27 protein-coding genes and 1 other RNA gene are annotated in these 24,229 nt (G+C 65.9%); 13 read left to right on the top strand and 15 right to left on the bottom strand.

What is annotated here, in order from left to right:
- Window positions 1-83 precede the first annotated feature (83 nt).
- The 3 genes from cysD to cobA are packed head-to-tail and all read left to right on the top strand — an operon-like array spanning window position 84 to window position 3,210.
- Window positions 84-1,046, top strand: coding sequence for a sulfate adenylyltransferase subunit CysD (cysD, locus tag DVS29_RS24965; RefSeq protein WP_118183199.1), 963 nt, complete (start codon window positions 84-86; stop codon window positions 1,044-1,046).
- A 22-nt stretch (window positions 1,047-1,068) separates the two neighbouring features.
- Window positions 1,069-2,382 carry a sulfate adenylyltransferase subunit 1 gene (locus DVS29_RS24960; RefSeq protein WP_118183198.1) on the top strand — a complete coding sequence of 438 codons (1,314 nt, stop codon included), beginning with the start codon at window positions 1,069-1,071 and terminating at the stop codon, window positions 2,380-2,382.
- Window positions 2,383-2,424: 42 nt separating this feature from the next.
- Entirely contained in the window at window positions 2,425-3,210 is a 786-nt protein-coding gene (gene cobA / locus DVS29_RS24955; RefSeq protein WP_118183197.1) for a uroporphyrinogen-III C-methyltransferase, read from the top strand.
- A gap of 39 nt (window positions 3,211-3,249) precedes the next feature.
- Here cobA and DVS29_RS24950 read toward each other — a convergent pair whose 3' ends face one another.
- From DVS29_RS24950 to lptF, 5 genes are all read right to left on the bottom strand, one after another.
- Window positions 3,250-3,615 carry a hypothetical protein gene (locus tag DVS29_RS24950; protein ID WP_118183196.1) on the bottom strand — a complete coding sequence of 122 codons (366 nt, stop codon included), beginning with the start codon at window positions 3,613-3,615 and terminating at the stop codon, window positions 3,250-3,252.
- Window positions 3,615-3,908: a type II toxin-antitoxin system Phd/YefM family antitoxin gene (locus DVS29_RS24945; RefSeq protein ID WP_118183195.1), complete on the bottom strand. Its 294-nt coding sequence runs from the start codon at window positions 3,906-3,908 to the stop codon at window positions 3,615-3,617. Before DVS29_RS24945 ends, DVS29_RS24950 begins: the two co-directional genes overlap by 1 nt.
- Before the next feature lie 181 nt (window positions 3,909-4,089).
- Window positions 4,090-4,473, bottom strand: coding sequence for a sirohydrochlorin chelatase (locus DVS29_RS24940; protein WP_118183194.1), 384 nt, complete (start codon window positions 4,471-4,473; stop codon window positions 4,090-4,092).
- Between the two features lie 28 nt (window positions 4,474-4,501).
- Window positions 4,502-5,650, bottom strand: a complete 1,149-nt coding sequence (lptG, locus tag DVS29_RS24935; protein WP_118183193.1) for an LPS export ABC transporter permease LptG — start codon at window positions 5,648-5,650, stop codon at window positions 4,502-4,504.
- Between the two features lie 3 nt (window positions 5,651-5,653).
- Window positions 5,654-6,754, bottom strand: a complete 1,101-nt coding sequence (gene lptF, locus DVS29_RS24930; protein ID WP_118183192.1) for an LPS export ABC transporter permease LptF — start codon at window positions 6,752-6,754, stop codon at window positions 5,654-5,656.
- Between the two features lie 147 nt (window positions 6,755-6,901).
- Between lptF and DVS29_RS24925 the strand changes: the two genes are divergently transcribed.
- The 3 genes from DVS29_RS24925 to DVS29_RS24915 all read left to right on the top strand — a co-directional run bounded on the left by DVS29_RS24925 (window position 6,902) and on the right by DVS29_RS24915 (window position 9,681).
- Window positions 6,902-8,413, top strand: coding sequence for a leucyl aminopeptidase (locus DVS29_RS24925; protein ID WP_118183191.1), 1,512 nt, complete (start codon window positions 6,902-6,904; stop codon window positions 8,411-8,413).
- 109 nt (window positions 8,414-8,522) lie between these two features.
- Window positions 8,523-8,939 carry a DNA polymerase III subunit chi gene (locus DVS29_RS24920; protein WP_118183190.1) on the top strand — a complete coding sequence of 139 codons (417 nt, stop codon included), beginning with the start codon at window positions 8,523-8,525 and terminating at the stop codon, window positions 8,937-8,939.
- 82 nt (window positions 8,940-9,021) lie between these two features.
- A complete protein-coding gene (locus DVS29_RS24915) occupies window positions 9,022-9,681 on the top strand; it encodes a DUF2486 family protein (RefSeq protein WP_164707985.1) in 660 nt (219 codons plus the stop codon).
- A gap of 45 nt (window positions 9,682-9,726) precedes the next feature.
- Here DVS29_RS24915 and DVS29_RS24910 read toward each other — a convergent pair whose 3' ends face one another.
- A complete protein-coding gene (locus DVS29_RS24910) occupies window positions 9,727-10,062 on the bottom strand; it encodes a c-type cytochrome (protein WP_118183188.1) in 336 nt (111 codons plus the stop codon).
- 157 nt (window positions 10,063-10,219) lie between these two features.
- Window positions 10,220-11,893 (bottom strand): dihydroxy-acid dehydratase, encoded by a 1,674-nt coding sequence (gene ilvD / locus DVS29_RS24905; protein ID WP_118183187.1) that lies wholly within the window; start codon window positions 11,891-11,893, stop codon window positions 10,220-10,222.
- 180 nt (window positions 11,894-12,073) lie between these two features.
- Here ilvD and DVS29_RS24900 point away from each other — a divergent pair, with 180 nt between their 5' ends.
- The gene (locus DVS29_RS24900; protein ID WP_118183236.1) at window positions 12,074-13,144 is read left to right on the top strand and encodes a LysR family transcriptional regulator; all 1,071 of its coding nucleotides are present in this window, start codon (window positions 12,074-12,076) and stop codon (window positions 13,142-13,144) included.
- Window positions 13,145-13,242: 98 nt separating this feature from the next.
- Window positions 13,243-14,148 (top strand): prolipoprotein diacylglyceryl transferase, encoded by a 906-nt coding sequence (gene lgt, locus DVS29_RS24895; protein WP_118183186.1) that lies wholly within the window; start codon window positions 13,243-13,245, stop codon window positions 14,146-14,148.
- Window positions 14,149-14,300: 152 nt separating this feature from the next.
- Here the strand turns inward: lgt and DVS29_RS24890 are convergent, their stop codons facing one another.
- The 5 genes from DVS29_RS24890 to DVS29_RS24870 all read right to left on the bottom strand — a co-directional run bounded on the left by DVS29_RS24890 (window position 14,301) and on the right by DVS29_RS24870 (window position 16,691).
- Window positions 14,301-15,044 (bottom strand): SIMPL domain-containing protein, encoded by a 744-nt coding sequence (locus DVS29_RS24890; RefSeq protein ID WP_118183185.1) that lies wholly within the window; start codon window positions 15,042-15,044, stop codon window positions 14,301-14,303.
- 165 nt (window positions 15,045-15,209) lie between these two features.
- Window positions 15,210-15,668, bottom strand: coding sequence for an EVE domain-containing protein (locus DVS29_RS24885; protein WP_118183184.1), 459 nt, complete (start codon window positions 15,666-15,668; stop codon window positions 15,210-15,212).
- 63 nt (window positions 15,669-15,731) lie between these two features.
- Window positions 15,732-15,913, bottom strand: a non-coding RNA gene (gene ssrS / locus DVS29_RS24880) — 6S RNA.
- A 104-nt stretch (window positions 15,914-16,017) separates the two neighbouring features.
- On the bottom strand, window positions 16,018-16,332 hold the full coding sequence (locus tag DVS29_RS24875; RefSeq protein WP_118183183.1) for a cell division protein ZapA: 315 nt from the start codon (window positions 16,330-16,332) through the stop codon (window positions 16,018-16,020).
- Complete coding sequence (locus DVS29_RS24870) at window positions 16,329-16,691, bottom strand: ATPase (protein ID WP_118183182.1); 363 nt, start codon at window positions 16,689-16,691, stop codon at window positions 16,329-16,331. Before DVS29_RS24870 ends, DVS29_RS24875 begins: the two co-directional genes overlap by 4 nt.
- 429 nt (window positions 16,692-17,120) lie before the next feature.
- Here DVS29_RS24870 and DVS29_RS24865 point away from each other — a divergent pair, with 429 nt between their 5' ends.
- The 5 genes from DVS29_RS24865 to DVS29_RS24845 are packed head-to-tail and all read left to right on the top strand — an operon-like array spanning window position 17,121 to window position 21,587.
- Window positions 17,121-18,185, top strand: a complete 1,065-nt coding sequence (locus DVS29_RS24865) for a FecCD family ABC transporter permease (RefSeq protein WP_240655786.1) — start codon at window positions 17,121-17,123, stop codon at window positions 18,183-18,185.
- A 26-nt stretch (window positions 18,186-18,211) separates the two neighbouring features.
- Window positions 18,212-19,042, top strand: a complete 831-nt coding sequence (locus tag DVS29_RS24860; protein WP_118183234.1) for an ABC transporter ATP-binding protein — start codon at window positions 18,212-18,214, stop codon at window positions 19,040-19,042.
- Between the two features lie 42 nt (window positions 19,043-19,084).
- Window positions 19,085-20,152 carry a nicotinate-nucleotide--dimethylbenzimidazole phosphoribosyltransferase gene (gene cobT, locus DVS29_RS24855; protein WP_118183181.1) on the top strand — a complete coding sequence of 356 codons (1,068 nt, stop codon included), beginning with the start codon at window positions 19,085-19,087 and terminating at the stop codon, window positions 20,150-20,152.
- A 56-nt stretch (window positions 20,153-20,208) separates the two neighbouring features.
- Window positions 20,209-20,985: an adenosylcobinamide-GDP ribazoletransferase gene (locus DVS29_RS24850; protein ID WP_118183180.1), complete on the top strand. Its 777-nt coding sequence runs from the start codon at window positions 20,209-20,211 to the stop codon at window positions 20,983-20,985.
- Complete coding sequence (locus DVS29_RS24845) at window positions 20,970-21,587, top strand: histidine phosphatase family protein (RefSeq protein WP_118183179.1); 618 nt, start codon at window positions 20,970-20,972, stop codon at window positions 21,585-21,587. The genes DVS29_RS24850 and DVS29_RS24845 overlap by 16 nt, the downstream gene beginning before the upstream one ends.
- 22 nt (window positions 21,588-21,609) lie before the next feature.
- On the opposite strand, the gene alaE is transcribed toward DVS29_RS24845, so the two are convergent.
- The 3 genes from alaE to DVS29_RS24830 are packed head-to-tail and all read right to left on the bottom strand — an operon-like array spanning window position 21,610 to window position 24,223.
- Window positions 21,610-22,026, bottom strand: a complete 417-nt coding sequence (gene alaE / locus DVS29_RS24840; protein ID WP_118183178.1) for an L-alanine exporter AlaE — start codon at window positions 22,024-22,026, stop codon at window positions 21,610-21,612.
- Between the two features lie 44 nt (window positions 22,027-22,070).
- Window positions 22,071-23,000, bottom strand: a complete 930-nt coding sequence (locus DVS29_RS24835; RefSeq protein WP_118183177.1) for a cobalamin-binding protein — start codon at window positions 22,998-23,000, stop codon at window positions 22,071-22,073.
- A gap of 50 nt (window positions 23,001-23,050) precedes the next feature.
- Window positions 23,051-24,223 carry a threonine-phosphate decarboxylase gene (locus DVS29_RS24830; protein ID WP_118183176.1) on the bottom strand — a complete coding sequence of 391 codons (1,173 nt, stop codon included), beginning with the start codon at window positions 24,221-24,223 and terminating at the stop codon, window positions 23,051-23,053.
- Between the last annotated feature and the right edge of the window lie 6 nt (window positions 24,224-24,229).

The following is a 24,229-nucleotide window of genomic DNA, read 5'->3' as shown; positions in this document are numbered from 1 at the left end:
ACAGCGGGCCGCATCCCGTAACGAATGAATGGATCGTGTGACGCCGTGTGAGAGCGCGGCGCACCTGGAAACAAGGATCGAACATGAGCACGACGCTCGAACCCGCAGTTGCCGCACCGTTGGCCAACCAGGCGAACCGCATGGATCACCTCGACTGGCTCGAAGCCGAATCGATTCACATCCTGCGCGAGCTCGTCGCCGAGTGCAGCAAGCCCGCGCTGCTGTTCTCGGGCGGCAAGGACTCGGTCGTCGTGCTGGCGCTCGCGCTGAAGGCGTTCGGGCTCGGCCCGAACCGCAAGACGTCGCTGCCGTTCCCGCTGGTGCATATCGACACGGGCCACAACTACAGCGAGGTCATCGACTTCCGCGATCGTCGTGCGGCCGAGATCGGCGCCGAGCTGGTGGTGGGCCATGTCGAAGACTCGATCAAGCGTGGCACCGTGCGTCTGCGCCGCGAAACCGACTCGCGCAACGCCGCGCAGGCCGTCACGCTGCTGGAAACGATCGCTGAACACGGCTACACCGCGATGATCGGCGGCGCGCGCCGCGACGAAGAGAAGGCCCGCGCGAAAGAGCGCATCTTCTCGTTCCGCGACGAATTCGGCCAGTGGGATCCGAAGGCGCAGCGCCCGGAACTGTGGAGCCTCTTCAACGCGCGTCTGCACAACGGCGAACACCTGCGCGTGTTCCCGATCTCGAACTGGACCGAACTCGACGTGTGGCAGTACATCGCTCGCGAAAACCTCGAACTGCCGTCCATCTATTACGCGCACCGCCGCGAGATCGTGCGCCGCAATGGCCTCCTCGTGCCGGTCACGCCGCTCACGCCGATGCGTGAAGGCGAGACGAGCGAAGAGGCGCTGGTGCGCTTCCGTACTGTCGGCGACATCAGCTGCACGTGCCCGGTGGAAAGCGACGCCGACGACGTGGAGAAGATCATCGCCGAGACGGCCGTGACCGAGATCACGGAACGCGGCGCGACGCGGATGGACGACCAGGCGTCGGAAGCCGCGATGGAACAGCGCAAGAAGCAGGGTTATTTCTAAAGCACATCGGGATCAAGCAATCATGAGCATCAATCAACCTGAAGACCTCGGTGTGCTGCGTTTCATCACGGCGGGCAGCGTCGACGACGGCAAGAGCACGCTGATCGGCCGACTGCTGTACGACAGCAAGGCGGTGCTGTCCGACCAGCTGTCCGCGCTGTCGCGCGCGAAGAACAAGCGCACCGTCGGCGACGAGATCGACCTGTCGCTGCTCACGGACGGCCTCGAAGCCGAGCGCGAGCAGGGCATCACGATCGACGTCGCGTACCGCTACTTCGCGACCGCGCGCCGCAAGTTCATCATCGCGGATACGCCGGGTCACGAGCAGTACACGCGCAACATGGTGACGGGCGCGTCCACGGCGCACGCCGCGATCATCCTGATCGACGCGACGCGCGTCACGTTCGAGAACGACGTCGCGCAACTGCTGCCGCAGACCAAGCGCCACAGCGCGATCGTCAAGCTGCTCGGCCTGCAGCACGTGATCGTCGCAATCAACAAGATGGACCTCGTCGACTACAGCGAAGCGCGCTTCAACGAGATCCGCGACGCGTACGTGACGCTCGCGCGCCATCTGGGTCTCGCCGACGTGCGCTTCGTGCCGGTGTCGGCGCTGAAGGGCGACAACATCGTGTCGGCGAGCGAGCGCATGCCGTGGTACGCGGGCGAGCCGCTCCTCGACGTGCTCGAAGCGCTGCCGGTCGAACAGGCCACGGGCGACGCGCTGCGCTTCCCGGTGCAATGGGTCGCGCGCCAGGACGGCAGCCAGGCCGACGATTTCCGCGGCTACATGGGCCGCATCGAAGCGGGCGAAGTGAAGGTGGGCGACGCGATTACCGTGCTGCCGGGCAACCGCGAAGCGACGGTGGCCGAAATCATCGCGCCGGTGCCGGGCGGCACCGGGTTGGTGGAGCGTGCGTTCGCGGGCCAGACGGTGACGATCCGCCTGACCGAAGACGTCGACGTGTCGCGCGGCGACACCTTCGTGCTGCGCGCCGCGGCGCTGGCGCCCGCGAAGAAGCTTGAGGCGGACCTGTGCTGGTTCGACGACGAGCCGCTGTCGACGCAGCGCAAGTATCTGCTGAAGCAGACCACCAGCACCGTGTTCGCGCGTATCGGCGCGATCAAGGAAGTGCTCGACGTGCATACGCTGTCGCACGCGACGGATCGCCACAACCTGACGATGAACGATATCGGCCGCGTCGCGCTGACGCTGCAGAAGCCGATCGTCGCCGATACCTACGACGAACATCCGGGCACGGGCGCGTTCGTGCTGATCGACGAAGCGACGCATCACACGGTCGCGGCCGGCATGATTCGTGCATTTTCTTCGTGACTACGTCATAGTCGACGGACACACGAAGCGGAAGCGAAGCAAATGGGCAAGGTTTATCTGATCGGTGCGGGTCCTGGTGCGGCCGACCTCATCACGGTGCGTGGCGCACGCTTGTTGGGCACGGCGGATGTCGTGCTGCACGATGCGCTCGTCGAGCCGGCGATGCTCGACTACGCGCCGGCGCACGCGAAGCGGATCGCGGTCGGCAAGCGCTGCGGCCAGCGTTCCACCGCCCAGCACTTCATCAACAAGCAGATCGTCGATGCGGCGTTGGAGCACGACGTGGTCGTGCGTCTGAAGGGCGGTGACCCGATGCTGTTCGGCCGCGCCGACGAAGAGATGCGCGCGCTCGAAGCCGCGGGTATCGAGTACGAGATCGTGCCGGGCATCACCGCAGCACTTGCCAGTGCCGCGACGCTGCGCCGTTCGCTGACCTTGCGTGGTGTGGCACGCAGCGTGGCGCTCGCCACCTACAGCCGCGCGGCGGATTCCGACGAGATCCGCGAACAGGTGAACGCCGATTCGCTGGTGTTCTACATGGGCCGCGACAGCGCGCCCGACATCGCGCGTCAGCTGATCGACGCGGGCCGCGATGGCGCCACGTCAGTGGCGATCGTCGAGGCGTGCAGCACGCCGAGGGAACGTTCGCTGACGCTGACGCTCGCGGCACTCGCCGCGGGTGACGCGCAGGCGTGGCTCGATCCGGTGCAGCCGTCGTTGCTGATGATCGGTCAGGCGTTTGCCGAACGCGTGACGCATAGCGATGACGCCGGCGGTACAGAGACGGCGGGGATCGTGCGGCGTAATGGGATGTTGTACGCGGCTTGATTGATGAGCGAAGGTTTCGTCGTCCCTATGCTCGCTCAGTCAGCATAACTGGCGCGTATCCCAGTTCTCGGTGGTGACGCACTGATAGCATCGAGGCCCCCGAATCTGAGTGTGCGTAAAGCACGACGTGAGCGCGCAACACATATTCGCGGAGTCAGGCAATCCCGCATCGTTCGCCAGCCGCAACACCCGCTCGAGACGTCTTTGGCCTTCAATAGAACTGGCGGCGAGAATACCCGCTGGTCGACCGATCTCGGGATGCAGCTTGACGAGGTCGACCAGGCGGAGAACTTCGCACCGCAACTCCTCGATTCTCGCCTGCGCGGAAGCGGGGTCTTGAGCCAGCATGAATTCTTCGAGGACGCGCAGCCGTGCACCGAAGGTGTGGGCGAAATCTATCTGCATTACTTGCGCGGGCTCGGGCGTTGGAGCGATTTGCGGAATTCTTCTTCGGACATCACCCTGTCGGCGAGCGCGTCCGTCAATCCGGTCTCAGCATCGCTCAACATTACCAACCGGCCGTGTTCCGATTCGAGCGCATGGTAGTAGTCGAGCTTCCGGGCGTCGACGATCGCCACGTACGCGGAACCATTCTTTGTCAATACCTTCTCGGCACCAGCGACCACGTCCTCGGCTAATTCGGTTAATCGCGAGCGTGCTTCGCTGATGGGCACGACGTCTTGAGCACGAAAGGGCATATACGTATTCCATACAAAATTTGTTAACGGAAACGTATAAGAATTCAGGTGTTGCATCAAGGCAAACCTTTGATGGACCGCTGGAGGGTAGGCCTGACGCAGCAAACAAAAACGCGCCTCGAGGGGCGCGTTTTTTTGTTGTCTTTCACCGGGGCACAACCAGCGCCTGATGCCTTCGCGCTCACTCCCGCCCGCTCTCCCGCAAACAATACGCGGCCACCGCGTCGAGCACCGCATCGTCTTCGCCGACGGCCGTCGCGCAGCGGATCTCGACGCCCGGATGCGCCGCGCGACATTTCTCGATCAACGCCGGCAGATCGCGCCGCACATGACCGCCCTGACCGAAGAACACCGGCACGACCGTCACCGCCTGGCAACCGTGGGCGATATGCCGCGCAATGGCGGTGGGAAGGTCCGGTGTCATCAGTTCGAGAAACGCCAGCGATACGGGTCCACCGTCGGGGCCTTGCATGGCGCGCAGCTTGATCGCGAGTCGCTCGAACGGCTCGGCCCAGCGCATATCGCGCGCGCCATGCCCGAACAGAACGATTCCGTGCGTGCTCATCGTGGCGCTCCTTCAGTGCGATGCGTCGCTAGTGCCGGTCGACCCATTTCAGGCCGACGAGTCCCAGCACCAGGTAGATCAGCCCCGGCGTGGCTGCGGTGAGCGGCGCGGGCCATGTGTTCAGCGTGCCGATGTGCGAGAACAGCGTGTTGAAGAGCTGGAAGCTCATGCCGAGCATGATGCCGCCGAACACCTTCACGCCGACCACGCCCGCGCGCGTATGTAGATACGCGAACGGCAGCGACAGCACCAGCATCACGAGTACCGCGAACGGATACAGCAGCTTGCGCCACAGTGCGATCGTGTAGCGCTGCGCGTCCTGATGGTTCTCGGTCAAGTGCTGGATGTAGCGGAACAGGTTGAAGATCGACATGTTGTCCGGCGTCACCAGCAGCACCGACAGGATCTGCGGTGTCAGTTCCGAGCGCAGCGAATATTGCGGCAGCGTAATCTGCTTCGCGCGGTAGACCGGGTTCAGCGCATCCGCCGGCTTCGTGGGGTCGGGCGGCACGTCGATCAGCTGCGTGTCGGTCACGTCGGTCAGCAGCCAGTGGCCGGGCGGCTGGTAGTGGCCGCTCTTCGCGATCCGCACGTTCTCGAGGCGGAATTTCGAGTCGAACTCGTAGATGCGCACGTTGCTGATCGTCGCGTCGGGCTTGAGTTCGCCGACGTTGACGAAGCGCGTGACCTGCTCGCCGTCCGCGCTCTGCGAGAGCGTGTCCTTCACCCACACGCCCGACTGGAAGTCGGACGACACCGCGGAGCCGAGCGCTTCCAGCCGCACGCGCTCGGACAGCTGGTCCGTGTATGGCCCGATCACTTCGCCGATCAGATACGTGAGCAGCACGAGTGGAATGCCGATCTTCAGCAGCGAACGCAGCGCCTGGTTCGTCGCGAGTCCCGACACGCGGAAGATCGTGTATTCGGAGTTCGCGGCCATCTGCGCGAACACGTAGATCGCGCTGATCAGCGCCGCGACCGGAATGATTTCATAGAAGCGCGACGGCGTTTGCAGCGCGACGCGCAGCAGCGCGTACTGGAACTTGTAGTTGCCGTGCCCGACCGAGTTTAGCTCGTTGATCAGGTCGAAGAAAAAGAACAGCCCTGAAAACGCGAACAGGATGAAGATGAAGGTCAGGTAGATCTGACGCGCGAAATAGCGTTCGTAGATGCGCATCGGTCACGCCTCCTGCGGCCGGCGCGCGAACATCGCGCGGGAAATGAGCGGCCGGTTGCGCACGCGCAGCCAGAAGATCACGAGCACGATCGCGAACACGATGACGTGCAGGCCGAGCAGGCCGACCGGAAACGACAGCTTGCCCTGTTCGATCCACGACTGCACGACGTTCAGCAGGTTCGAATAGGTGAGGTAGATCAGCACCGCCATCACGAGGTTCGTGGTGCGGCCGCGCCGCGGATTCTGGTGCGCGAGCGGAATGGCGAGCAGCATCAGGTTGAAACCGATCAGCGGCAAACCCGCGCGCCACGCGAACTCGGCGAGGTTGTCCTTGTTCGGATGGCGGAGCAGGTCGAGCGTGGGGGTGCCGGTGGTGGTGGGCTGGCTCACCACGGGCTGGCTCTGGATCTTCACGCCGTAGCGCTCGAACTCCATGATGCGGAAGTCCGGCTTGCCCGGCTCGCCGTCGTAGCGGCGGCCGTTCTCCAGCACGACGAAGCGGTCGCCGTCCTTGGTGGTTTCGGTGTGGCCGTTCTTCGACACGATCACGCTGACCTTGCCGCCTTCGGTGCTCGTCACGAACACGTTCTCGACGTGGCCCTGGTCGGACGACATCTTCTCGATGAAGAACACCCGGTGCGTGACCGGCGATTCGCGGAACTGGCCCGGCGCGAGCAGCGAGACTTCGTCGCGCTGCTGGAAGCGCGCGCGGATCAGCTTGCTCTGCTGGTTCGACCACGGCCAGCCGACGAACACGAAGAACGCGATCAGGATCAGAATGGGCGTGGCGAACTGCGCGATCGGCTTGATGAAACGCGTGAGGCTCACGCCCGACGCGAGCCACACTACCATTTCGGAATCTTTGTACCAGCGCGTGAGCACGAACAGGATCGACACGAACAGCGTGGCGACCAGCATGATCGCGATGTAGCCGATGACGGTGAGGCCGATCAGCACGAGCACGTCGCGCGGATCGATTTCGCCGGACGCGGCGAAGCCTACGATCCGGATCATCATCGTCGTCAGCACGAGCGTCAGCAGAACCATGAATACGGCGCCGGCCGTAAACGCGAGTTCGCGCTGGAGGGAACGTTCGAAGATCATGGTTGATGAACAGAGGGCTGGCTGCGTTCGCATCGGGGCGCATCGTCTGCACCGCGCATCTGCGTCCATCTAGCAGCCACCACGGGAAAAATAGCGGATAATTGCGGCTTTCATCCTAAGCCCAGATTTTATCCGAGGACAAGCGCGATGGACTTTAGCATAAAAGCCTGTGATTGGAGCAAAGGCTCGACCAGTGGGTTCCTCACCGGAAAATCCGATTGCATCGTGATCGGTGTGTTCGAGTCGCAAACGCTGTCCGGCGCGGCGCTCGAAATCGACGAAGCCACCAAGGGTCTGCTCACGCGCGTCATCAAGGCCGGTGACATGGACGGTAAGGCGGGCACCACGACGTTCCTGCACGAAGTGCAGGGCATCGGCGCATCGCGCGTGCTGCTCGTCGGGCTTGGCAAGCAGGATGCTTTCACGCAGAAAGCCTATGGCGAAGCGGTTCGCGCGGCATGGCGCGCGCTGCTCGGCACGAAGATCGTGCAGGTTACGTTCACGCTCGCGCAGCTGCCGGTGCAGGAGCGCGCGGCTGACTGGGCGGTGCGTACCGCAATCCTCGCGCTGCGCGAACAGACCTACCGCTTCACGCAGTTGAAGAGCAAGCCGGATACGACCCCGCGCGCGCTGAAGCGCATCGTGTTCTCGGTGGATTCCGCGGACGAGAAAGCCGCGAAGGTCGCCGCGAAGCAGGGCGCCGCGCTCGCGAACGGCATGGACCTGACGCGCGACCTCGGCAACCTGCCGTCGAACGTCTGCACGCCGACCTATCTTGCGAACACCGCGAAGAAGCTCGCGAAAGACTGGAAGCTGAAGGTCGAGGTGCTCGGCGAGAAGCAGGCCGAAGCGCTGAAGATGGGCTCGTTCCTGTCGGTCACGGCCGGCTCCGTCGAGCCCGCGCAGTTCATCGTGCTGCAGTACCAGGGCGCCGCCGCGAAGGCCGCGCCCATCGTGCTGGTCGGCAAGGGCGTGACGTTCGACACCGGCGGCATCTCGCTCAAGCCGGGCGAGGCGATGGACGAGATGAAGTACGACATGTGCGGCGCCGGTTCGGTGCTCGGCACGCTGCGCGCAGTTGCGGAGATGGGCCTGAAGATCAACGTCGTCGGCGTCATTCCGGCGGTCGAGAACATGCCGTCTGCCACGGCCACGAAGCCGGGCGACATCGTCACCAGCATGTCCGGCCTCACCATCGAAATCCTGAACACGGACGCCGAAGGCCGCCTGATCCTGTGCGACGCGCTCACCTACGCGAAGCGCTTCAAACCGGCCGCGGTGATCGACGTCGCCACGCTGACGGGCGCCTGCATCATCGCGCTCGGCCATCACAACAGCGCGCTCTACTCGAAAGACGACGCGCTGGCAGGCGAGCTGCTCGATGCATCGAAGGAAGCGTCGGACCCGACCTGGCGCATGCCGCTCGACGAAGAGTACCAGGAGCAGCTCAAGTCGAATTTCGCGGATCTCGCGAACATCGGCGGCCGGCCGGCGGGCAGCGTGACAGCGGCGTGCTTCCTGTCGCGCTTCACCGAAGATTACCCGTGGGCGCACCTGGACATCGCCGGCATCGCGTGGAAGGGCGGCGCGGCCAAGGGCGCGACGGGCCGCCCCGTGCCGCTCCTCGCGCAGTTCCTGATCGACCGCGCGGCGCAATGACGGCTGGCGGTTTGCGGGCCCGTTCGCAGCCAATTGAGCGGCCCTTCATGCAGCCCATCACGCAGGGCTTTGCTGCTCGTTTTGCTGTACGTCTGGCAGGAGGCATGCCGTGACGCGGATCGACTTCCATACGAACGTCGGCGATTCGCTGCTCTACGCGTGCCGTCTCGTGCGCAAGGCGTACCAGGCGGGCCAGCCGCTTGTCGTGCTCGCGGAGCCGCCACGGCTTCGCGCGTTCGACGAGCAGCTCTGGACCTTTTCCCCGCTCGACTTCGTGCCGCACTGCATGGCGGACAGCAAGCTCGCGGCGGACACGCCCATCGTGCTGACCACGGACGTCGATGCGGCGCCGCATCATCAGGTGCTGCTCAACCTGGGCGCGACGGTGCCCGCGCAGTTCGCGCGCTTCGAGCGGCTGCTCGAAGTGGTTGGCAACGCACCCGAAGAACTCGCCGCCGGCCGCGACCGCTATCGCTTCTATCGTGATCGCGGTTATGCTCTCAACAACTACAAGCAGGGCAGTTAAGGTTGCGCGCGGCGGCCGCATCAAGCCGGCCGCGCATCCACCTGCGCCGGGCGGGCGAGTCAGACTGTCAATGGAGTTCCACGTGACCGATTCTTCCGATACGCCGTTTCCGCTTCTCTCCGAGATCGTCACACCCGGCAATCCTTCCCATGCGCGTCAGGCGCAAGGGCACGACGACGAAGCACACAAGCAGCCGTCATCCGTACATGAGACTGGGCACGCGGCCGGGCAAGAACCCGCATCGGCCGCCGATGCCGGGCCATCCGTGCCGGGCGATGCCGGCGACGATGACGACTTCGATCTGCCGACCCTGAGCGACCGGATCGAGCACGAACCCGAACACGAACACGTAGCCGGCACGCCGGTGGTCGAACACGACGAGCCGCCGGTGCTGGGCGACATCATCAGCGAGGCCCAGCCGCCGCATCCTGGCGTGCAGCCGGCTCCCGAAGCGTCCGAGGCATCCGAAGTACCCGAGGCCTCCGGCGACACCTCCATCCCCAGCCACGCGCTCGACGCCGACCTGATCGCCGAACGTCTGCGCGGCCGCTTCGAGGGCTTTCTGGCGGGCGAGGGACGCGAGGTGATCGAGGCGCGCTGCCGCGAAGCGCTGCACGACCACACCGCGTGGCTCGTGAGCCAGATCACGCGCGAGGTCGCGCTCGAACTCGAAACGCGGGTGACCGACTGGGTACGCGAAGCCGTCAGCGATGAACTGTCGCAGCGCGAGAAGGGCGCGTAATACCGCGCCGCCTGTCAAACACAAGCCGTCACGGCCGGCGAGACGCTACCTGTTGAGCGTCAGGATCCACTTCGCGAGCGTGTTCGCTTCGTCGGGCGTGAGCTGCGTATTCGCGGGCATCGGCACGACGCCCCAGACGCCCGAGCTGCCTTCCGTGATCTTGTGCGCGAGGTATTTCGCCGCGTCGGGCATCGATGCGTAGCGCGCCGCCACATCCTGCAGCGACGGCCCCATCAGCGGACGGTTGACCGCATGGCAGCTCGTGCAGTTTTCCTGGCGCGCCAGCGCGAGCCCTGTGGGCGTGGTCTGCGCGAAGCTGGGGGCGGCCGTTAGCGCGAGAGCGCAGGCGAGCGCCCATGCTCCGTACATCCTTGTTTTCATTCTGGTCTCCGCCGGTTGCGACACCCGGCTGTAGGTGCTCGACGCATTATAGAAGCAAAGGGGCACGCGAATTTCCGCGTGCCCCTTTGTCTTCATCGCGTCTGCGTGCGGTCGACTACGAAACTGTCGCGCCGCCCACACGTATCGTGCCCGGACTTCAGCCGGTCACCGCGCCCTTGTTGGCCGGCTGCGCGAGTGCGGCGAACTTCGCCAGCACGCCACGCGTGTAGCGCGGCTTCGGTTGCTGCCACGCGTCGCGGCGGCGCTTCAGTTCCGCGTCGTCGACGTTCAGTTGCAGCAGCAACTGGTGCGCGTCGATCGTGATCGAGTCGCCCTCCTGCACGAGCGCGATCGTGCCGCCCTCGAACGCTTCCGGCGCGACGTGGCCGACCACCATGCCCCACGTGCCGCCCGAGAAGCGGCCGTCGGTGATCAGGCCGACCGATTCGCCGAGTCCCTTGCCGATGATCGCCGAGGTCGGCGCGAGCATTTCCGGCATGCCGGGGCCGCCCTTCGGGCCGAGGTAGCGCAGCACGACGACGTCGCCGGCCTTGATCTTGTCCGCGAGGATTGCTTCCATCGCACTCTGCTCGTCGTCGAACACGCGGGCCGGGCCGGTGATGACCGGGTTCTTCAGGCCGGTGATCTTCGCGACCGCGCCGTCCACCGCGAGGTTGCCCTTCAGGATCGCGAGGTGGCCTTCGCTGTAGAGCGCGTTGTCGATCGTGTGGATCACGTCCTGGTCCGCGCGCGGCTTGCCCGGCACGTCCTTCAGTTCTTCGGCGATGGTCTTGCCGGTGATCGTCATGCAGTCGCCGTGCAAAAGACCCGCGTCCAGCAGGAGCTTCAGCACCTGCGGCACGCCGCCGGCCGCGTGCAGATCCGTCGCGACGTACTTGCCCGACGGCTTCAGGTCGCAGATCACCGGCACTTTCTTGCGCATGCGCTCGAAGTCTTCGATGGTCCACTCGATTTCCGCCGCGTGCGCGATGGCAAGATAGTGCAGCACCGCGTTGGTCGAGCCGCCCGTCGCCATGATCAGCGCCACCGCGTTCTCGATCGACTTCTTCGTGATGATGTCGCGCGGCTTCAGGTCCTTCTTCACCGCTTCGACCAGCACGCGCGCCGATTCGGCGGCCGAATCGACCTTTTCGTCGTCCGGGTTCGCCATCGTCGACGAGTACATCAGCGACATGCCGAGCGCCTCGAACGACGAGCTCATCGTGTTCGCGGTGTACATGCCACCGCACGAGCCCGAGGTCGGGCACGCGTTCTTTTCGACCCCTTCGAAATCTTCTTCGGACATGCGTCCGGCCGTGAATTCGCCGACCGCCTCGAACGACGACACGATGGTCAGCGCCTTACCCTTCCAGTTGCCCGGCTTGATGGTGCCGCCGTACACGTAGATGCCCGGCACGTTCAGGCGCGCGAGCGCGATCATGCCGCCCGGCATGTTCTTGTCGCAGCCGCCGACCACCACGACGCCGTCCATCCACTGGCCCTGCACGCAGGTCTCGATACAGTCGGCGATCACTTCGCGCGACACGAGCGAGTACTTCATGCCTTCGGTGCCCATCGACATGCCGTCGGAAATGGTCGGCGTGCCGAAGATCTGCGGGTTCGCGTCGGCGCCCTTGACGGCGGCGACGGCCGCGTCGGAGAGGCGCTGCAGGCCCGAGTTGCACGGCGTGATCGTGGAGTGGCCGTTGGCGATGCCGATCATCGGCTTGTCGAAGTCCTGCTTCTCGTAGCCGAGCGCATAGAACATCGAACGGTTCGGCGAACGCGCGACGCCTTGCGTGATGTTTTTCGAACGACGGTTGTACGACATGGGAGTGCTCCAGTCTGTCTGTATTGTGGGGCGGCACGGTGGGCGGCACGGTGGGCGGCAAGGCCTTGCGGACGAGGCTGTCGGCGCCATGTCCGTGTCTGCCGGGCCAAGAATGCAACGTCGCGATGCGAATGTCCAATATATTATTCAGCGCCGTTTAGGTCGTAAAATGTATCAATGATGCTGCCGACCATCCCCGATCTGCGCCAGTTGCGCTACTTCGTCACCGTCGCCGAAGAGAAGCACTTCGGTCGCGCGGCGGCGCGCCTGTCGATGACTCAGCCGCCGCTGTCGCAGGCGATCCGCGCGCTCGAAGAGACGCTCGGCGTCGAGCTGTTCGCGCGCACGAAGCGTTCGGTGGAGCTGACCAACGTCGGCCTCGACCTGCTGCCCGAGGTGCGGCGCCTGCTGGCCGCGGCCGAGGGCCTTCGGCCGCTTGCGCAGAGCCTTGCGCGCGGCGAGACGGGCGTGCTGTCGCTCGCGTTCGTGTCCACCGCGGACTACGGGCTGCTGCCGCTGCTGCTGCGCGATTTCGGCGCGCGCCACCCGCGCGTGCGGCTCGAGCTGACCGAGGCGACCAGCGATGTGCAGCTCGACGAGCTCGTCGCAGGCCGCATCGACGCCGGTCTCGTGATCGCGCCGCTGCCGCCGCGGCATGCGGCGCAACTGTCGTGGCTGCCGATCGCGCGGGAGCCGCTCGTGATCGCGATGTCGACGGAGCGGGCGGCGCGGCTGGAAGCTTCTGAAACCGCGGACGGTGCAAGTGACGCGACCGGCTCACACGCGCCGACGGCCGCCGAATGGAGCGACACGCCGATCGGCCTCGCGGACGTCGCCGATGCGCCGCTCGTCGTGTTCCCGCGGCGGCTCGCGCCGGGCTTTTATGACATCATCATGGACTGCTATGGCGTGGCGGGCCTCTCGCCGCACATCGGCCAGGAAGCGATCCAGATGCAGACGATCGTGAGCCTCGTGTCGGCCGGCATGGGCGTGGCGCTCGTCCCGCAGTCGCTGCGCAACCTGCGGCGTACCGGCGTGGTGTATCGGCCGCTACGCGAAGCGGTGCCGTCGATCGAAACCGGGCTCGTGTGGCGCACCGCCGAAGTGAGCCCGGTGCTCGCGGGGTTCATCGAGATCGTGCAGGCGCACGCGGCCGCCGCCAGCCCGCGCATGAGCACTCCGAAGACCCTGTCGCGCGTCAGCGGTCCTCATGGGTCCAACCCGGCCGCCGACACTTTACGGGCGCCGTAACGTGCATTCGGTATCCTTATGCGTTTGCTGTCGTACAGGCTGCCGCGCCGTCGAATCCTGAACGCCTGCTGTCGAACCTGAACCGCCCATAACAACACATGCATATCCACCCGAACATCGATCCTGTCGCCATCCATCTCGGGCCGCTCGCCGTGCGCTGGTACGGCCTGATGTACCTCGTCGCGTTCGTGCTCGCGATCGTCGTCGGCCGGCTGCGGCTGCGTCTGCCGCACGTCGCCGCGCAGGGCTGGAATGCGCGCGACATCGACGACATGCTGTTCTACGGCGTGCTCGGCACGATTCTCGGCGGCCGGCTCGGCTATGTGCTGTTCTACAAGGCGAGCTTCTACTTCGCGCATCCGCTCGACGTCTTCAAGGTGTGGGAAGGCGGCATGTCGTTCCATGGCGGCTTTCTCGGCGTGACGTTCGCGATGGTGCTGTTCGCGTGGCAGCGCAAGCGCAGCTGGCTGCAGGTGACCGACTTCGTCGCGCCGATGGTGCCCACGGGCCTGGCAGCCGGCCGGCTCGGCAACTTCATCAACGGCGAGCTGTGGGGGCGCGTGACTGACCCGAACGCGCCGTGGGCGATGATGTTCCCGGGCGCCGCGCCCGACGATGCCGCATGGCTCGCCACCCATCCGCAGCTCGCGGCGAAGTGGCATCTGTACGACATCTTCACGCAGTACCACATGCTGCCGCGGCATCCGTCGGAGCTGTACGAGATCGCGCTGGAAGGCGTGACGCTGTTCTTCGTGCTGATCTTCTTCTCGCGCAGGCCGCGGCCGCTCGGCGCGGTGTCGGCCGTGTTCCTGATCGGCTATGGCCTCGCGCGCTTCACGGTGGAATTCGCGCGCGAACCGGACGATTTCCTCGGGCTGCTGGCGCTCGGCCTTTCGATGGGGCAGTGGCTGTCGCTGCCGATGATCATCGTCGGTATCGGCATGCTGGTGTGGGCGTACCGGCGCCATAACCGCGAAACGGCTCGGACGGCCAACGCCAGTTGAGTGGTGAACTGGGCGCGTAACTGAGCACGCAGCCGGGCGCACCACGCGTCGCGCGATGCAACGAAAAAGCCACGGCACGCCGTGGCTTTTTCAATCTCAATTGTCCGCCGAGGTCATCCTGTCGAAGCGTCCCGACGGCGGCTCGGCACGCGTCACTTCATCTGCACGGAACCCGACACGTTGACCGTCACCGTCGAGGTGCCGCCTTCCAGCGGCATCGGCGGCGCGGCCTTCGCGTCGGCGTTCATCGCGCGCGCGGCCATCATCATCACCGGGCGCGGCGCGATGCCGTTATGTCCGACGTTGACCTCGCGGATCGAATAGCTGCTGTAGCCGAACGCCTGCGCGGACGCGCTCGCCTGCTGGCGGAACGACGCGATCGCCTGGTTCGTCAGCTTCTGCTCGGCGGCGCGCTGCGCTTCCGGCGACAGCGAGAACGACACGTTGCCCACCTGCATCACCGACGACAGGTCGCCCGCGAGTTTCGACGCAGCAGCGAAGTCGTGCGACTCCAGCTGCACTTCGGTGCGCCCGCGCCACGCGGAAATCCGGCCGTCGCGATCCGTCGACGGATAGATCGAGAACGCACCGGTGCGCGCGGTCACGCCCGCGACGCCCTTAGCCTTTTGCAGCGCGGCATCGGCGCGCTGGTTCAGCGTCGCGGTCAGCGACGACGGGTCGCTCGCCTCCTGCTCGTAGAACATCGTGATGTCGACGACATCCTGCGGCACCTCGGCGCTGGCCTGTGCCGACAGCGACAGCACGCCCGCGGGCGGGTTCTGCACGACGACGCTCTGCGCGGTCGCAGCCACTGGCGCCAGCATCAGCGCGAGGGGCACGGCGGACGTGATCGCGAGGGCGAGGGCAGCGGCGTAGGCGGATTTCTGGTTGTTCATGGAGGACTCCTTGCGTGGAACAGGTCGCATCGCGGCGAGATGACGCATCGCGATGCGGCGCGCGACCGTCCGGGCCTCGGCATGCATAAGCCAGGGCCGTCGACGTTTGCGGACCATTAGGCGCGTTAAAGCGCGCTGTGGTTCCCGTAGGGAAGGGGACGAAGCTCAGGCCAGCTGCTTCGTGATGAAGCTCCACTCGGCGTCGGTCACCGGCGTGATCGACAGGCGGTTGCCGCGCGCGAGCACCCGCATGTCCGTGAGTTCCGTGTGCTCGCGCAATGCCGCGAGCGAGATCAGCGGGATCTTCTTCCTGAACACGACATCGACCAGCAGCCAGCGCGGCGTTTCCTGCGTCGATTTGGGATCGTAGTAGGGGCTCTTCGGATCGAACTGCGTCGGGTCGGGATACGCGGTGGACGATACCTCGGCGAAGCCCGCGATGCCGGGCTCCGGACAGCTGGAGTGATAGAACAGCACGCCGTCGCCGATGCTCATTGAATCGCGCATGAAATTGCGCGCCTGATAGTTGCGCACGCCCGTCCACGGCAAGGTACGCTTCGGCGCACCGGCCAGGTCGTCGATGCTGGCTTCGTCGGGTTCGGATTTCATCAGCCAGTAGCGCATGATTCGTATCGTCGTAGGCTACTAATGAAAACGGCACCGGACACAGGTCCGATGCCGTTGGTATAGGTCCCCGCCTCAGCCGCTAGGCCGGCATCCTGAACCGGAGGTTCAGAATTGGTCGCAGTTAGCAGCACTTCGGGTACATCAGACAGAGTGACGCGCACACCCGTGCTACAAATTTCCGCAACCGTGCACATGGCATTGGTTCAAGGAATATATGACCTTGGCGAACCAGGCAGGGAAGCTGACTAAACTTTTGTTGCTGCTGCAGATGAACGCTCACGGTACCACACCTGGCGTTGCGTCTACATAAAAAAATAAGGCTTGAATAACGACGTAACCGCGAACCTTACTGGACGCTGTACTGCTGGATCACCGCGCCCAGCTGCTCGTTCATTTGATGCATTGTACGCTGGATTTCTTCGGCCGGAAACGCTTCGCCATGACGCACGCTCGACTGCAGCTTGAGCAGTTCCGACGCGATCGACAACGCCGCCATCACCGCGATGCGGTCGGTGCCGCGCACGGTGCTGTTCGCACGCACGCGGGTCATTTCGGCATCCACGCGGGCCACCGCTTCGAGCAGCGCCGCTTCGGTTTCCGCAGAGCACGCGAGGCGATAGGTCTGGCCGAGAATCGAGGCTTCGATCTGCTTCGTGGTCATGCATTTTCTCCGTGACGGGTCACATCGCTGCCGGCGCCGTGGCGTTCTTCGTGTTCGTTCGGTTCGAGCAGGTCGAGCTGATTGTCCGCGTCGCCCTGGGCGCGACCGCGCGGCAGCTTTTCGAGGATCGCGTTCAAACGCACCTGGGCGTCGTCGATCTTCGCGGAGAGGGCGTCGCGTTCCGCCTGCAGCGCATTGCGCTCTTCGCGCAGCTGTTCGAGTTCCGCGCGGGTAGCGTCGAACTCGGCACGCAGTTGTGCGAACTGCTCTTCGAGCGATCGACGCGCGTGTTGATGCTGCTGATTGATCTCGATCAGCCGGCCGATATTCTTTGAAAGTGTTTCGAGTTCGTTGAGCATGTGCTGCGTCCTCTTAAGACACGGCATTTTAGCGCGGAATGCCGTGCTTTTCGGCAATTGTCTAGTATCGAGACGTAACAGGTGGCTTTCATCGGCAGTCGAACGGGGCTTCCGATGCAGCGGTTCGAGTGCGCGTGTCGCCGAACGCGAACTTCGACTGCCTCGGCAAACGTAGCTGCAATTGCATTGCCGTGCGATGAAAAACGTTTGCGCGTCGAAGAATCGGCATCGCGCGGCAATCGATGCCGCGTGGTCAATGCATATTCTTGATGCAGCCTGCGACGCTTCGCGCACGATATGTGCAGACGGACCTCAGCCGCGCGAACCGTTACTATCTCGGCTGCGGAGTTCTTCCATCTTCCACAGGCACAACCAGCACCATGAGCCGACCTGCAGGTACGACATGTCGCAGCACGCGGCGGGCACGTCATGTCTGACGCGCAAGCGTTGCATCGCACCGGCCGGCGCACGCTTGCCGGCATGACCGCGCGGCGCGCGGTCGCGATCTGGTGCGGGCTCGGTGCGATCGCGGTCGTCGTGCTCGTCGCTTCGCTCGCACTTGGCAGCGTCGCGGTGTCGCCGGTGCGGGTGCTTGCGGCGCTGTGGCCCGCGTCGCTGCATGGCGCGCATGCAGCGCCGGCGGACCTCGCCGACGAGATCGTCCGCTCGCTGCGTCTGCCCCGCGCGCTGGCAGGTTTCGCGTGCGGCGCGCTGCTCGCGCTCGGCGGCGCGTTGCTTCAGGTGCTGCTGCGCAACCCGCTCGCCGAGCCGTACGTGCTGGGCGTATCGGGTGGCGCGGCCAGCTTCGCGCTCGTCGCGATGATGCTGGGCGCGGCCACCCTCTGGGTCGATGCGGGTGCATGCATTGGCGCATTCGTGTCGATCCTGCTGGTGCTCGGCCTCGCGCGCAATGCGCTATGGCGGGGCGAGCCGCTCGACGCGTCGCCGCGGCTCCTGTTGACCGGCGCGGTGATCGCGGCAGGCTGGGGCGCGATCGTCGCGCTGCTGCTGACGCTTGCGCCCGATGCGCGGCTGCGCGGCATGCTGTTCTGGCTGACCGGCGACCTGAACGGCGCGCCGCCGCCGTGGGCCGCGCTCGCGGCGCTGGCAGTCGCGCTTGCCGCGATCGTGCCGGCTGCGCCGCAACTGAACCTGCTGCTGCGCGGCGAAGTCGCCGCAGAGGCGCTCGGCGTCGCGGTCGTGCCGCTGCGGCTGCGCATCTATCTCGTCGCGTCGCTCGCGGCCGCGATGGCGGTGACGACGGGCGGCGCGATCGGCTTCGTCGGGCTCGTCGTGCCGCATCTGTTGCGGCTCGCGTTCGGCAACGACCAGCGCATGCTGCTGCCGGCCTCCGCGCTCGCGGGCGGCAGCGTCGTGATGGCGGCGGACCTCGTCGCGCGCACGGTGATTGCGCCTGCGCAACTGCCGGTCGGCGTGATCACCGTGCTGATCGGCGTGCCGGTGTTCCTGTGGATGCTGCTGCGCCGCCGATGACGATGCCGACTTCCATGTCCATGTCCATGCCCGCCGCCGCCGAACCGTCGCGCCGCACGCTGTCCGCGCAGCATCTGACGCTGCGCGCCGCGGAGCGCACGCTGCTCGACGACTTCACGCACACGTTCTATCCCGGCGAGATCTGGTGCGTGGCCGGCCCGAACGGTGCGGGCAAGACCACGCTGCTCGCCACGCTCGCAGGCCTCGCGCGGCCGGCGGCAGGCTATGTCGAACTCGATGGCGCGAGCCTTGCGCAGTGGCGCGCCGCGTCGCTTGCGCGGCGGCGCGCATTGATGCCGCAGGCCACGCACGATGCGTTCAGCGCGAGCGTGCTCGACGTCGTATTGCTGAGCCGCTTTCCGCATCTGGGCGGCGCGCGCTGGGAGAGCGACGAAGACCGCGCGATCGCGCGGCGCATGCTCGCGGCGCTCGGCCTCACGGCGTTCGCCGCGCGCGACGTGCTGTCGCTCTCCGGCGGCGAACGTCAGCGGGTCGCGCTCGCGGCGGTGTTGTGCCAGGATGCGCCATTGCTGCTGCTCGACGAGCCGCTGTCGCATCTGGACCTGCATCACCAGATCGCGTGTCTCGGCACGCTCGCCGCGTGGGTGCGGGACGGCGAGCGCACGCTGCTGTTCACGTGCCACGACCTGAATCTCGCGCGCCGCTTCGCGACACATGCGCTGCTGCTCGACGGCGAAGGCGGCGCGCATGCGGGCCCCGTGCACGACGTGCTGACGCCCGCGCTCGCGAGCCGCGCATTCGGCTATCCGCTTACGCTGATCCGCGACGGCGAGTACGAGGCGCTCGTGCCTGCATATGGGTCGGCGGCTGCCTCTGCCGTACCCGCCTCCGAATGACATGACAACCTTATCCGCTTCCCGAAGACTGCGAAGAACGCCATGACCGCTTCCTCATTTGCCTCTCCTTTCTCGCTGCCGACGATCGCGCCGCTCGATCCCGCGCTGCGCGACGAACTGCAGCATGTGATCGATACGCGCACCAAGCCGCCCGGCAGTCTCGGCCGGCTCGAAGCGCTCGCGCGCCAGATGGGCATGATCCAGCGCACCACGCGTCCGTCGATCGAACGTCCGGTGATGATCGTGTTCGCGGGCGATCACGGCATCGCCACCGAAGGCGTGAGCCCGTATCCGCAGGCCGTGACGATGCAGATGGTCGCGAATTTTCTCGCGGGCGGCGCGGCGATCAATGCGCTGTCGAAGGTCGCGGGGCTCACGCTCGAAGTGGTGAACGCGGGCGTCGCGTCGCCGCTGCTGCCGTCAGCGGAACTCGTCGATATTCCGGTGGCGGCCGGCACGCGCAACTTCGCGCACGAGCCCGCGATGACGCGCGAGCAGGTGCTTGCCGCGCTCGCGGCCGGCGCGGCGCGCGTGCGGCATCACGCGGCGCTCGGCACCAACGTGATCGGCTTCGGCGAGATGGGGATCGCGAACACGTCGGCGGCGGCGTGCCTGATGAGCCGCCTGTGCAACGTGCCGATCGACGACTGTGTCGGCCGCGGCACCGGGCTCGACAACGCGGGCCTCGCGCGCAAGCGCAACGTGCTCGCGGCGGCGCTCGCAAAACATGCAGCCGTGCGCGAACCGCTCGACGTGCTCGCCACCTTCGGCGGATTCGAGATCGCGATGATGACGGGCGCGTATCTCGCCGCGGCCGAGGCGCGCATGACGATCGTCGTCGACGGTTTCATTGCGAGTTCCGCGCTGCTCGTGGCCGATGCGCTCGCGCCGGCCGTGCGCGACTACTGCGTGTTCGCGCACGCGTCGAACGAAGCAGGGCATCGGCGCATGCTCGATCATTTCGGCGCGTCGCCGCTGCTCGCGCTCGATCTGCGTCTCGGCGAAGGCACGGGCGCCGCGCTTGCGGTGCCGCTGTTGCGCGCGGCCGTCGCGTTCATCAACGAGATGGCGAGCTTCGAGTCGGCGGGTGTGGCCGATCGCGATAGCTGAATGCGCATTGCAGTGCGCTCATGTCCCGATGATCCAGACCACCCTGAACCGCGCCCATGTCGCCGCTCGCTGAACTGCGCTACTTCTTCACTGCGCTCGGCTATTTCACGCGCGTGCCGGTGCCGCGCTGGGTCGGCTACGAACCGCACTATCTGAACGCGGCGGCGCGTTACTTTCCGCTCGTCGGCGTGCTGGTCGGCGCGTTGGGCGCGCTAGTCTATCTCGCCGCGCTGCGCGTGTTTCCGCCGGGGGTCGCGGTGCTGCTGTCGATGGCCGCGACGTTGCTCGTCACCGGTGCGTTTCACGAGGACGGCCTCGCCGATTCCTGCGATGCGTTCGGCGGCGGCTATACGCGCGAAGACGTGTTGCGGATCATGCACGACTCGCGCATCGGCGCATTCGGCGCGATCGCGCTGATGGTTGCGCTCGCGCTGAAGTGGCAGACGCTCGTGGCGCTGCCGCCATTGCTGCCGTTACGTGTGGCACGAACGATGATCGCGGCGCATGCGGCGAGCCGCGCGTTTGCGATCGCGTATCTGCGCACGCTCGATTACGTGCGCGCCGAAGGGAAGTCGAAGCCCGTCGCGCAGCGTCTTTCATGGCCCGCGCTGCTGTGCGCGGCTGTGCTCGGCGTGCCGTGGCTCTTCTGGGCTGTGTGGCCGCAATGGCCGCTGGCGATCACCACGCTCGTGGTGCTGTGCGTGCTGCACGTCGCGCTCGGCGTGTACTTTCGCCGACGTCTTGGCGGCTACACCGGCGACTGTCTCGGCTTCGCACAGCAGATTTTCGAACTGTCGATCTACCTGACGGGGCTCGCATGGATTTCATTCTGATCCGCCATCCACGCGTCGCGATCGGCGAGGGCGTGTGCTATGGCTCGAGCGATGTCGCGCTGAGCGAAGACGCGCCGCGTTCGGCCGCGCAGATCGCGGCGCGCCTGTCCGCGCTCGGTGTACCTGCACCGGCGAGGCTCGTGTGCAGTCCGCTGTCGCGTTGCACGGCCGTGGCCGACGCGCTGGTTGAAAAGAGCTTCAGCAGTATCGGCGCTCCGCAACCGTATGCGGCGCTGGCGGAGATGGATTTCGGCGCATGGGAGCAGCAGCGCTGGGATTCGATCGAGCGCACACAACTCGATGCATGGGCCGCGGACTTTGAATACGCACGCCCGCATGGCGGCGAAAGCGTCGCGCAGTTCACCGAGCGCGTGCAGCGCTGGTTTCTCGAATGCGTCGACGATCTTCCTGATCGTGATGGTCCGGTGTATGCGGTCACGCACGCGGGCGTGATTCGCGCGATCGCATCGATGACGCTCGATGTGCCGCTCGAACTGTGCCTGCGCTGGTCGCTCAATTTGCCCGCGATCGTGTGGCTGACGCGGCGCGAGTCGGAGCCTGCCCAGGCAGGCAGCTGGACGCTGCGTTGCTGGAACGCGTGAGCCGTACTCGCCGCGCACGTCGTTAGAGCGTGCCCGGTACCTTGAACAGCCGCCGACATCCGCTGAGAAACATTCCGTACGGGCGGCCGGAAAGGCCAACGATGACGAGAATCGAACTCACCGCGGTGAGAATCTGCGAACCTCGGGCGCCATTGAATGCCAGGATCAGCGCATAGAGGGGAATCTGGAACGTCAGATTGACGAAGGTATCGAGCAGGATTTTTTGCAGCGGTGGTTTTTCGGCGCTGCCTAGCCGTCTGAAGATCCAGTCCCGGTAAATTCCATAAGGTCTGCCAGTCAGCAATGAGACGGGTATGGCAGCGGCGCGTACCCTGACGGTTTGCTCGATCGTGAGTCCTGCGATGACAAGTTCCACGAAAGCACCAACGGCAATCGAAAAAGCCACCATCGCAAGTGTGTCAGCAAGATAGCGTCTCATTGCCCGCCGCGCCTGTGTCCACCGTTCCAAAGATCGACAGCCTGCTAAGGCCGCCGCGAACGCGCGGTCTCCAGGTCCGCGCACATCTGGGCCGCGCCGTCCACGATGCGCGGCCCGGGGCGGTTGATCAGATCGCCGTCGATCGCGAACAGGTTGTTGCGCGCGACTGCCGTCAGCGCGGGCCACGCGCGCCACGTCGACAGCTGCGGCAGTGGACGGTCCGGCCTCGTCGCGCCAGGGGATGCCGTGACGATGGCTTCGGGGTTCGCCGCGAGCACCGCTTCGGTGGAGACCGTGGGCACGAGCGGTGCCTCCGACGCGAACACGTTACGACCGCCGCACAGCGCGATCACGTCGCTGATCATGTGCGTGCCGTTGAGCGTCATCAGCGGCTGATCCCACACCTGATAGAACACGCTGACCAGCGGCCGCGCCGAGTAGCGCGCGCGCAGTGCCGCGAGCTTGCTGCTGAACGCGGCCGCGGCGCTATCGGCGGTGGGCTCGGTGCCGAGCAGCTTGCCGAGCTTCACGAGCGTCGCGGGAATGTCGTCGAGCTTATGCGGCTCGCTGAAGAACATCGGCACATGCAGGTCGCGCAGGCGGTCCAGCTGCTGCTCCGCATTGCCATGACGCCACACGACGATCAGATCCGGTTTCAACGCGGCGATCCGTTCGAGATCGAGCGCCTTGTTGTCGCCGACGCGCGGCAACGCGTTCGCTTCCGGCGGATAGTCGCTGTAGCTCACCGCGCCGACGATCTTCGCGCCGCCGCCCGCGGCGTACAGCATCTCGGTCACGTGCGGCGCGAGGCTGATCACACGCTGTGCAGGAGCGGTGAGCGTGACGGGGTCGTGGTTGTCGTCGGTGACGGTGATGCTCGCGTGCGCTTGCAGCGCGACGAATGCGGAAAGCGCGACGCAAAGCGTGACCAACGTGGTGTGCGAGAGAAAGCGGAGCCGGGTGCTGTGGTTCATGCGATCGAAGTTGTGTTTGTGGCGTGTCGCTGATCGTTGAGGACACGCATCTATCGTTGCGCGCCATGTTGGCTGAGCGACGCGATGCTCTCCGCGAGCGCGCGTTCGAGGCGGCTCCATTCGACTTCGGTTGCGGGCAGGCCGAAGCGCACGCTTGCGTGCGTCGCGAACAGTCGCGTCCAGATGCCGCGTTGCGCGAGTGCGTGATGCAGTGCCAAAGCGCGCGCGTCGTCGGTCCATGCGAAGAGCGGCGTGGAGCGCGGTTGCAAGCGATGCTGTTCGAGCGATGCATGTAGCCGCGCGCCTTCGACGGCCAGCCGCTTGCGCATATCGTGCTGCCACGCGCGGTCGGTGAACGCGGCGCGTACCGCGTGGCGTGCGGGCCCGCTGACGGTCCACGCGCCGAGCGTTGCATGCAGCTGCGCGAGCAGCACCGGCGCCGCGAGCACGAAGCCGGCGCGTACACCTGCGAGGCCGAAGAACTTGCCGGGCGAACGCAGCACGACGAGATTCAGGTGCGCAACGTGTGCGGCGAGAGAACGTGACGGCACGACGGCGAGGGCGGCATCGTGCTGCGTCTGACGCGATGGGGGCGATGCGTCAGTATTCGACGCATGGCCCGCGTCGTCGGCGAACGTTTCGCCGAACGCATCCGCGAACGCTTCGTCGACGATCAACGTGCCGCCGCGCGCTGCGAGCTGCGCATGCCAGTCGAGCAGCTGCGAGGCGCCCAGATACGCAGCCGTCGGATTGTTCGGATTGACCACGACCGCATGCGTGACGTCATCGGGCAATGCCGCGCATGCCACGTCGAGCGGCGCGACGACATGCCCGGCACGCGCGAACGCCGGCGCGTATTCGCCGTACGTGAGCGGTGCGATCGCGACCGTCGCGCGCGGTAGCAGCGTGGGCAGCGCACGGATCGCCGCCTGGCTGCCGGCAACAGCCAGCACGTGCGATGCATCCGGCGCGCCGTAGTAACGCGCGGCGCACGCGGTGAAGCCGTCGCCGTCGTCGGGCAGACGGCGCCATGCGTCGGAGGGCACCGGCGGCACCGGGTAGCCGTGCGGATTGATGCCGGTCGACAGGTCGAGCCAGTCGGCGTACGGAATGCCGAAACGCAGCGCGGCTTCGTGCAGGTTGCCGCCGTGCGTGATCGACTGCACTTCGTCCGCGTGGTGTTCGGAGGCGAGGGCTGTGCGCGGATCGTGGCGTTCGGACATCGCGAA

This window comes from Paraburkholderia phosphatilytica (assembly GCF_003443895.1).
GTDB lineage: Bacteria > Pseudomonadota > Gammaproteobacteria > Burkholderiales > Burkholderiaceae > Paraburkholderia > Paraburkholderia phosphatilytica.
This window is presented reverse-complemented; position numbering and strand designations above follow the sequence as displayed.

Bases quoted from the DNA above. Each gene is read 5' to 3' on its own strand.
- cysD (WP_118183199.1), top strand. From the start codon at position 84: ATGAGCACGACGCTCGAACCCGCAGTTGCCGCACCGTTGGCCAACCAG.
- DVS29_RS24960 (WP_118183198.1), top strand. From the start codon at position 1,069: ATGAGCATCAATCAACCTGAAGACCTCGGTGTGCTGCGTTTCATCACG.
- cobA (WP_118183197.1), top strand. From the start codon at position 2,425: ATGGGCAAGGTTTATCTGATCGGTGCGGGTCCTGGTGCGGCCGACCTC.
- DVS29_RS24950 (WP_118183196.1), bottom strand. From the start codon at position 3,615: ATGCAGATAGATTTCGCCCACACCTTCGGTGCACGGCTGCGCGTCCTC.
- DVS29_RS24945 (WP_118183195.1), bottom strand. From the start codon at position 3,908: ATGCCCTTTCGTGCTCAAGACGTCGTGCCCATCAGCGAAGCACGCTCG.
- DVS29_RS24940 (WP_118183194.1), bottom strand. From the start codon at position 4,473: ATGAGCACGCACGGAATCGTTCTGTTCGGGCATGGCGCGCGCGATATG.
- lptG (WP_118183193.1), bottom strand. From the start codon at position 5,650: ATGCGCATCTACGAACGCTATTTCGCGCGTCAGATCTACCTGACCTTC.
- lptF (WP_118183192.1), bottom strand. From the start codon at position 6,754: ATGATCTTCGAACGTTCCCTCCAGCGCGAACTCGCGTTTACGGCCGGC.
- DVS29_RS24925 (WP_118183191.1), top strand. From the start codon at position 6,902: ATGGACTTTAGCATAAAAGCCTGTGATTGGAGCAAAGGCTCGACCAGT.
- DVS29_RS24910 (WP_118183188.1), bottom strand. From the start codon at position 10,062: ATGAAAACAAGGATGTACGGAGCATGGGCGCTCGCCTGCGCTCTCGCG.
- ilvD (WP_118183187.1), bottom strand. From the start codon at position 11,893: ATGTCGTACAACCGTCGTTCGAAAAACATCACGCAAGGCGTCGCGCGT.
- DVS29_RS24900 (WP_118183236.1), top strand. From the start codon at position 12,074: ATGCTGCCGACCATCCCCGATCTGCGCCAGTTGCGCTACTTCGTCACC.
- lgt (WP_118183186.1), top strand. From the start codon at position 13,243: ATGCATATCCACCCGAACATCGATCCTGTCGCCATCCATCTCGGGCCG.
- DVS29_RS24890 (WP_118183185.1), bottom strand. From the start codon at position 15,044: ATGAACAACCAGAAATCCGCCTACGCCGCTGCCCTCGCCCTCGCGATC.
- DVS29_RS24885 (WP_118183184.1), bottom strand. From the start codon at position 15,668: ATGCGCTACTGGCTGATGAAATCCGAACCCGACGAAGCCAGCATCGAC.
- DVS29_RS24875 (WP_118183183.1), bottom strand. From the start codon at position 16,332: ATGACCACGAAGCAGATCGAAGCCTCGATTCTCGGCCAGACCTATCGC.
- DVS29_RS24870 (WP_118183182.1), bottom strand. From the start codon at position 16,691: ATGCTCAACGAACTCGAAACACTTTCAAAGAATATCGGCCGGCTGATC.
- DVS29_RS24865 (WP_240655786.1), top strand. From the start codon at position 17,121: ATGTCTGACGCGCAAGCGTTGCATCGCACCGGCCGGCGCACGCTTGCC.
- DVS29_RS24860 (WP_118183234.1), top strand. From the start codon at position 18,212: ATGCCCGCCGCCGCCGAACCGTCGCGCCGCACGCTGTCCGCGCAGCAT.
- cobT (WP_118183181.1), top strand. From the start codon at position 19,085: ATGACCGCTTCCTCATTTGCCTCTCCTTTCTCGCTGCCGACGATCGCG.
- DVS29_RS24850 (WP_118183180.1), top strand. From the start codon at position 20,209: ATGTCGCCGCTCGCTGAACTGCGCTACTTCTTCACTGCGCTCGGCTAT.
- DVS29_RS24845 (WP_118183179.1), top strand. From the start codon at position 20,970: ATGGATTTCATTCTGATCCGCCATCCACGCGTCGCGATCGGCGAGGGC.
- alaE (WP_118183178.1), bottom strand. From the start codon at position 22,026: ATGAGACGCTATCTTGCTGACACACTTGCGATGGTGGCTTTTTCGATT.
- DVS29_RS24835 (WP_118183177.1), bottom strand. From the start codon at position 23,000: ATGAACCACAGCACCCGGCTCCGCTTTCTCTCGCACACCACGTTGGTC.
- DVS29_RS24830 (WP_118183176.1), bottom strand. From the start codon at position 24,223: ATGTCCGAACGCCACGATCCGCGCACAGCCCTCGCCTCCGAACACCAC.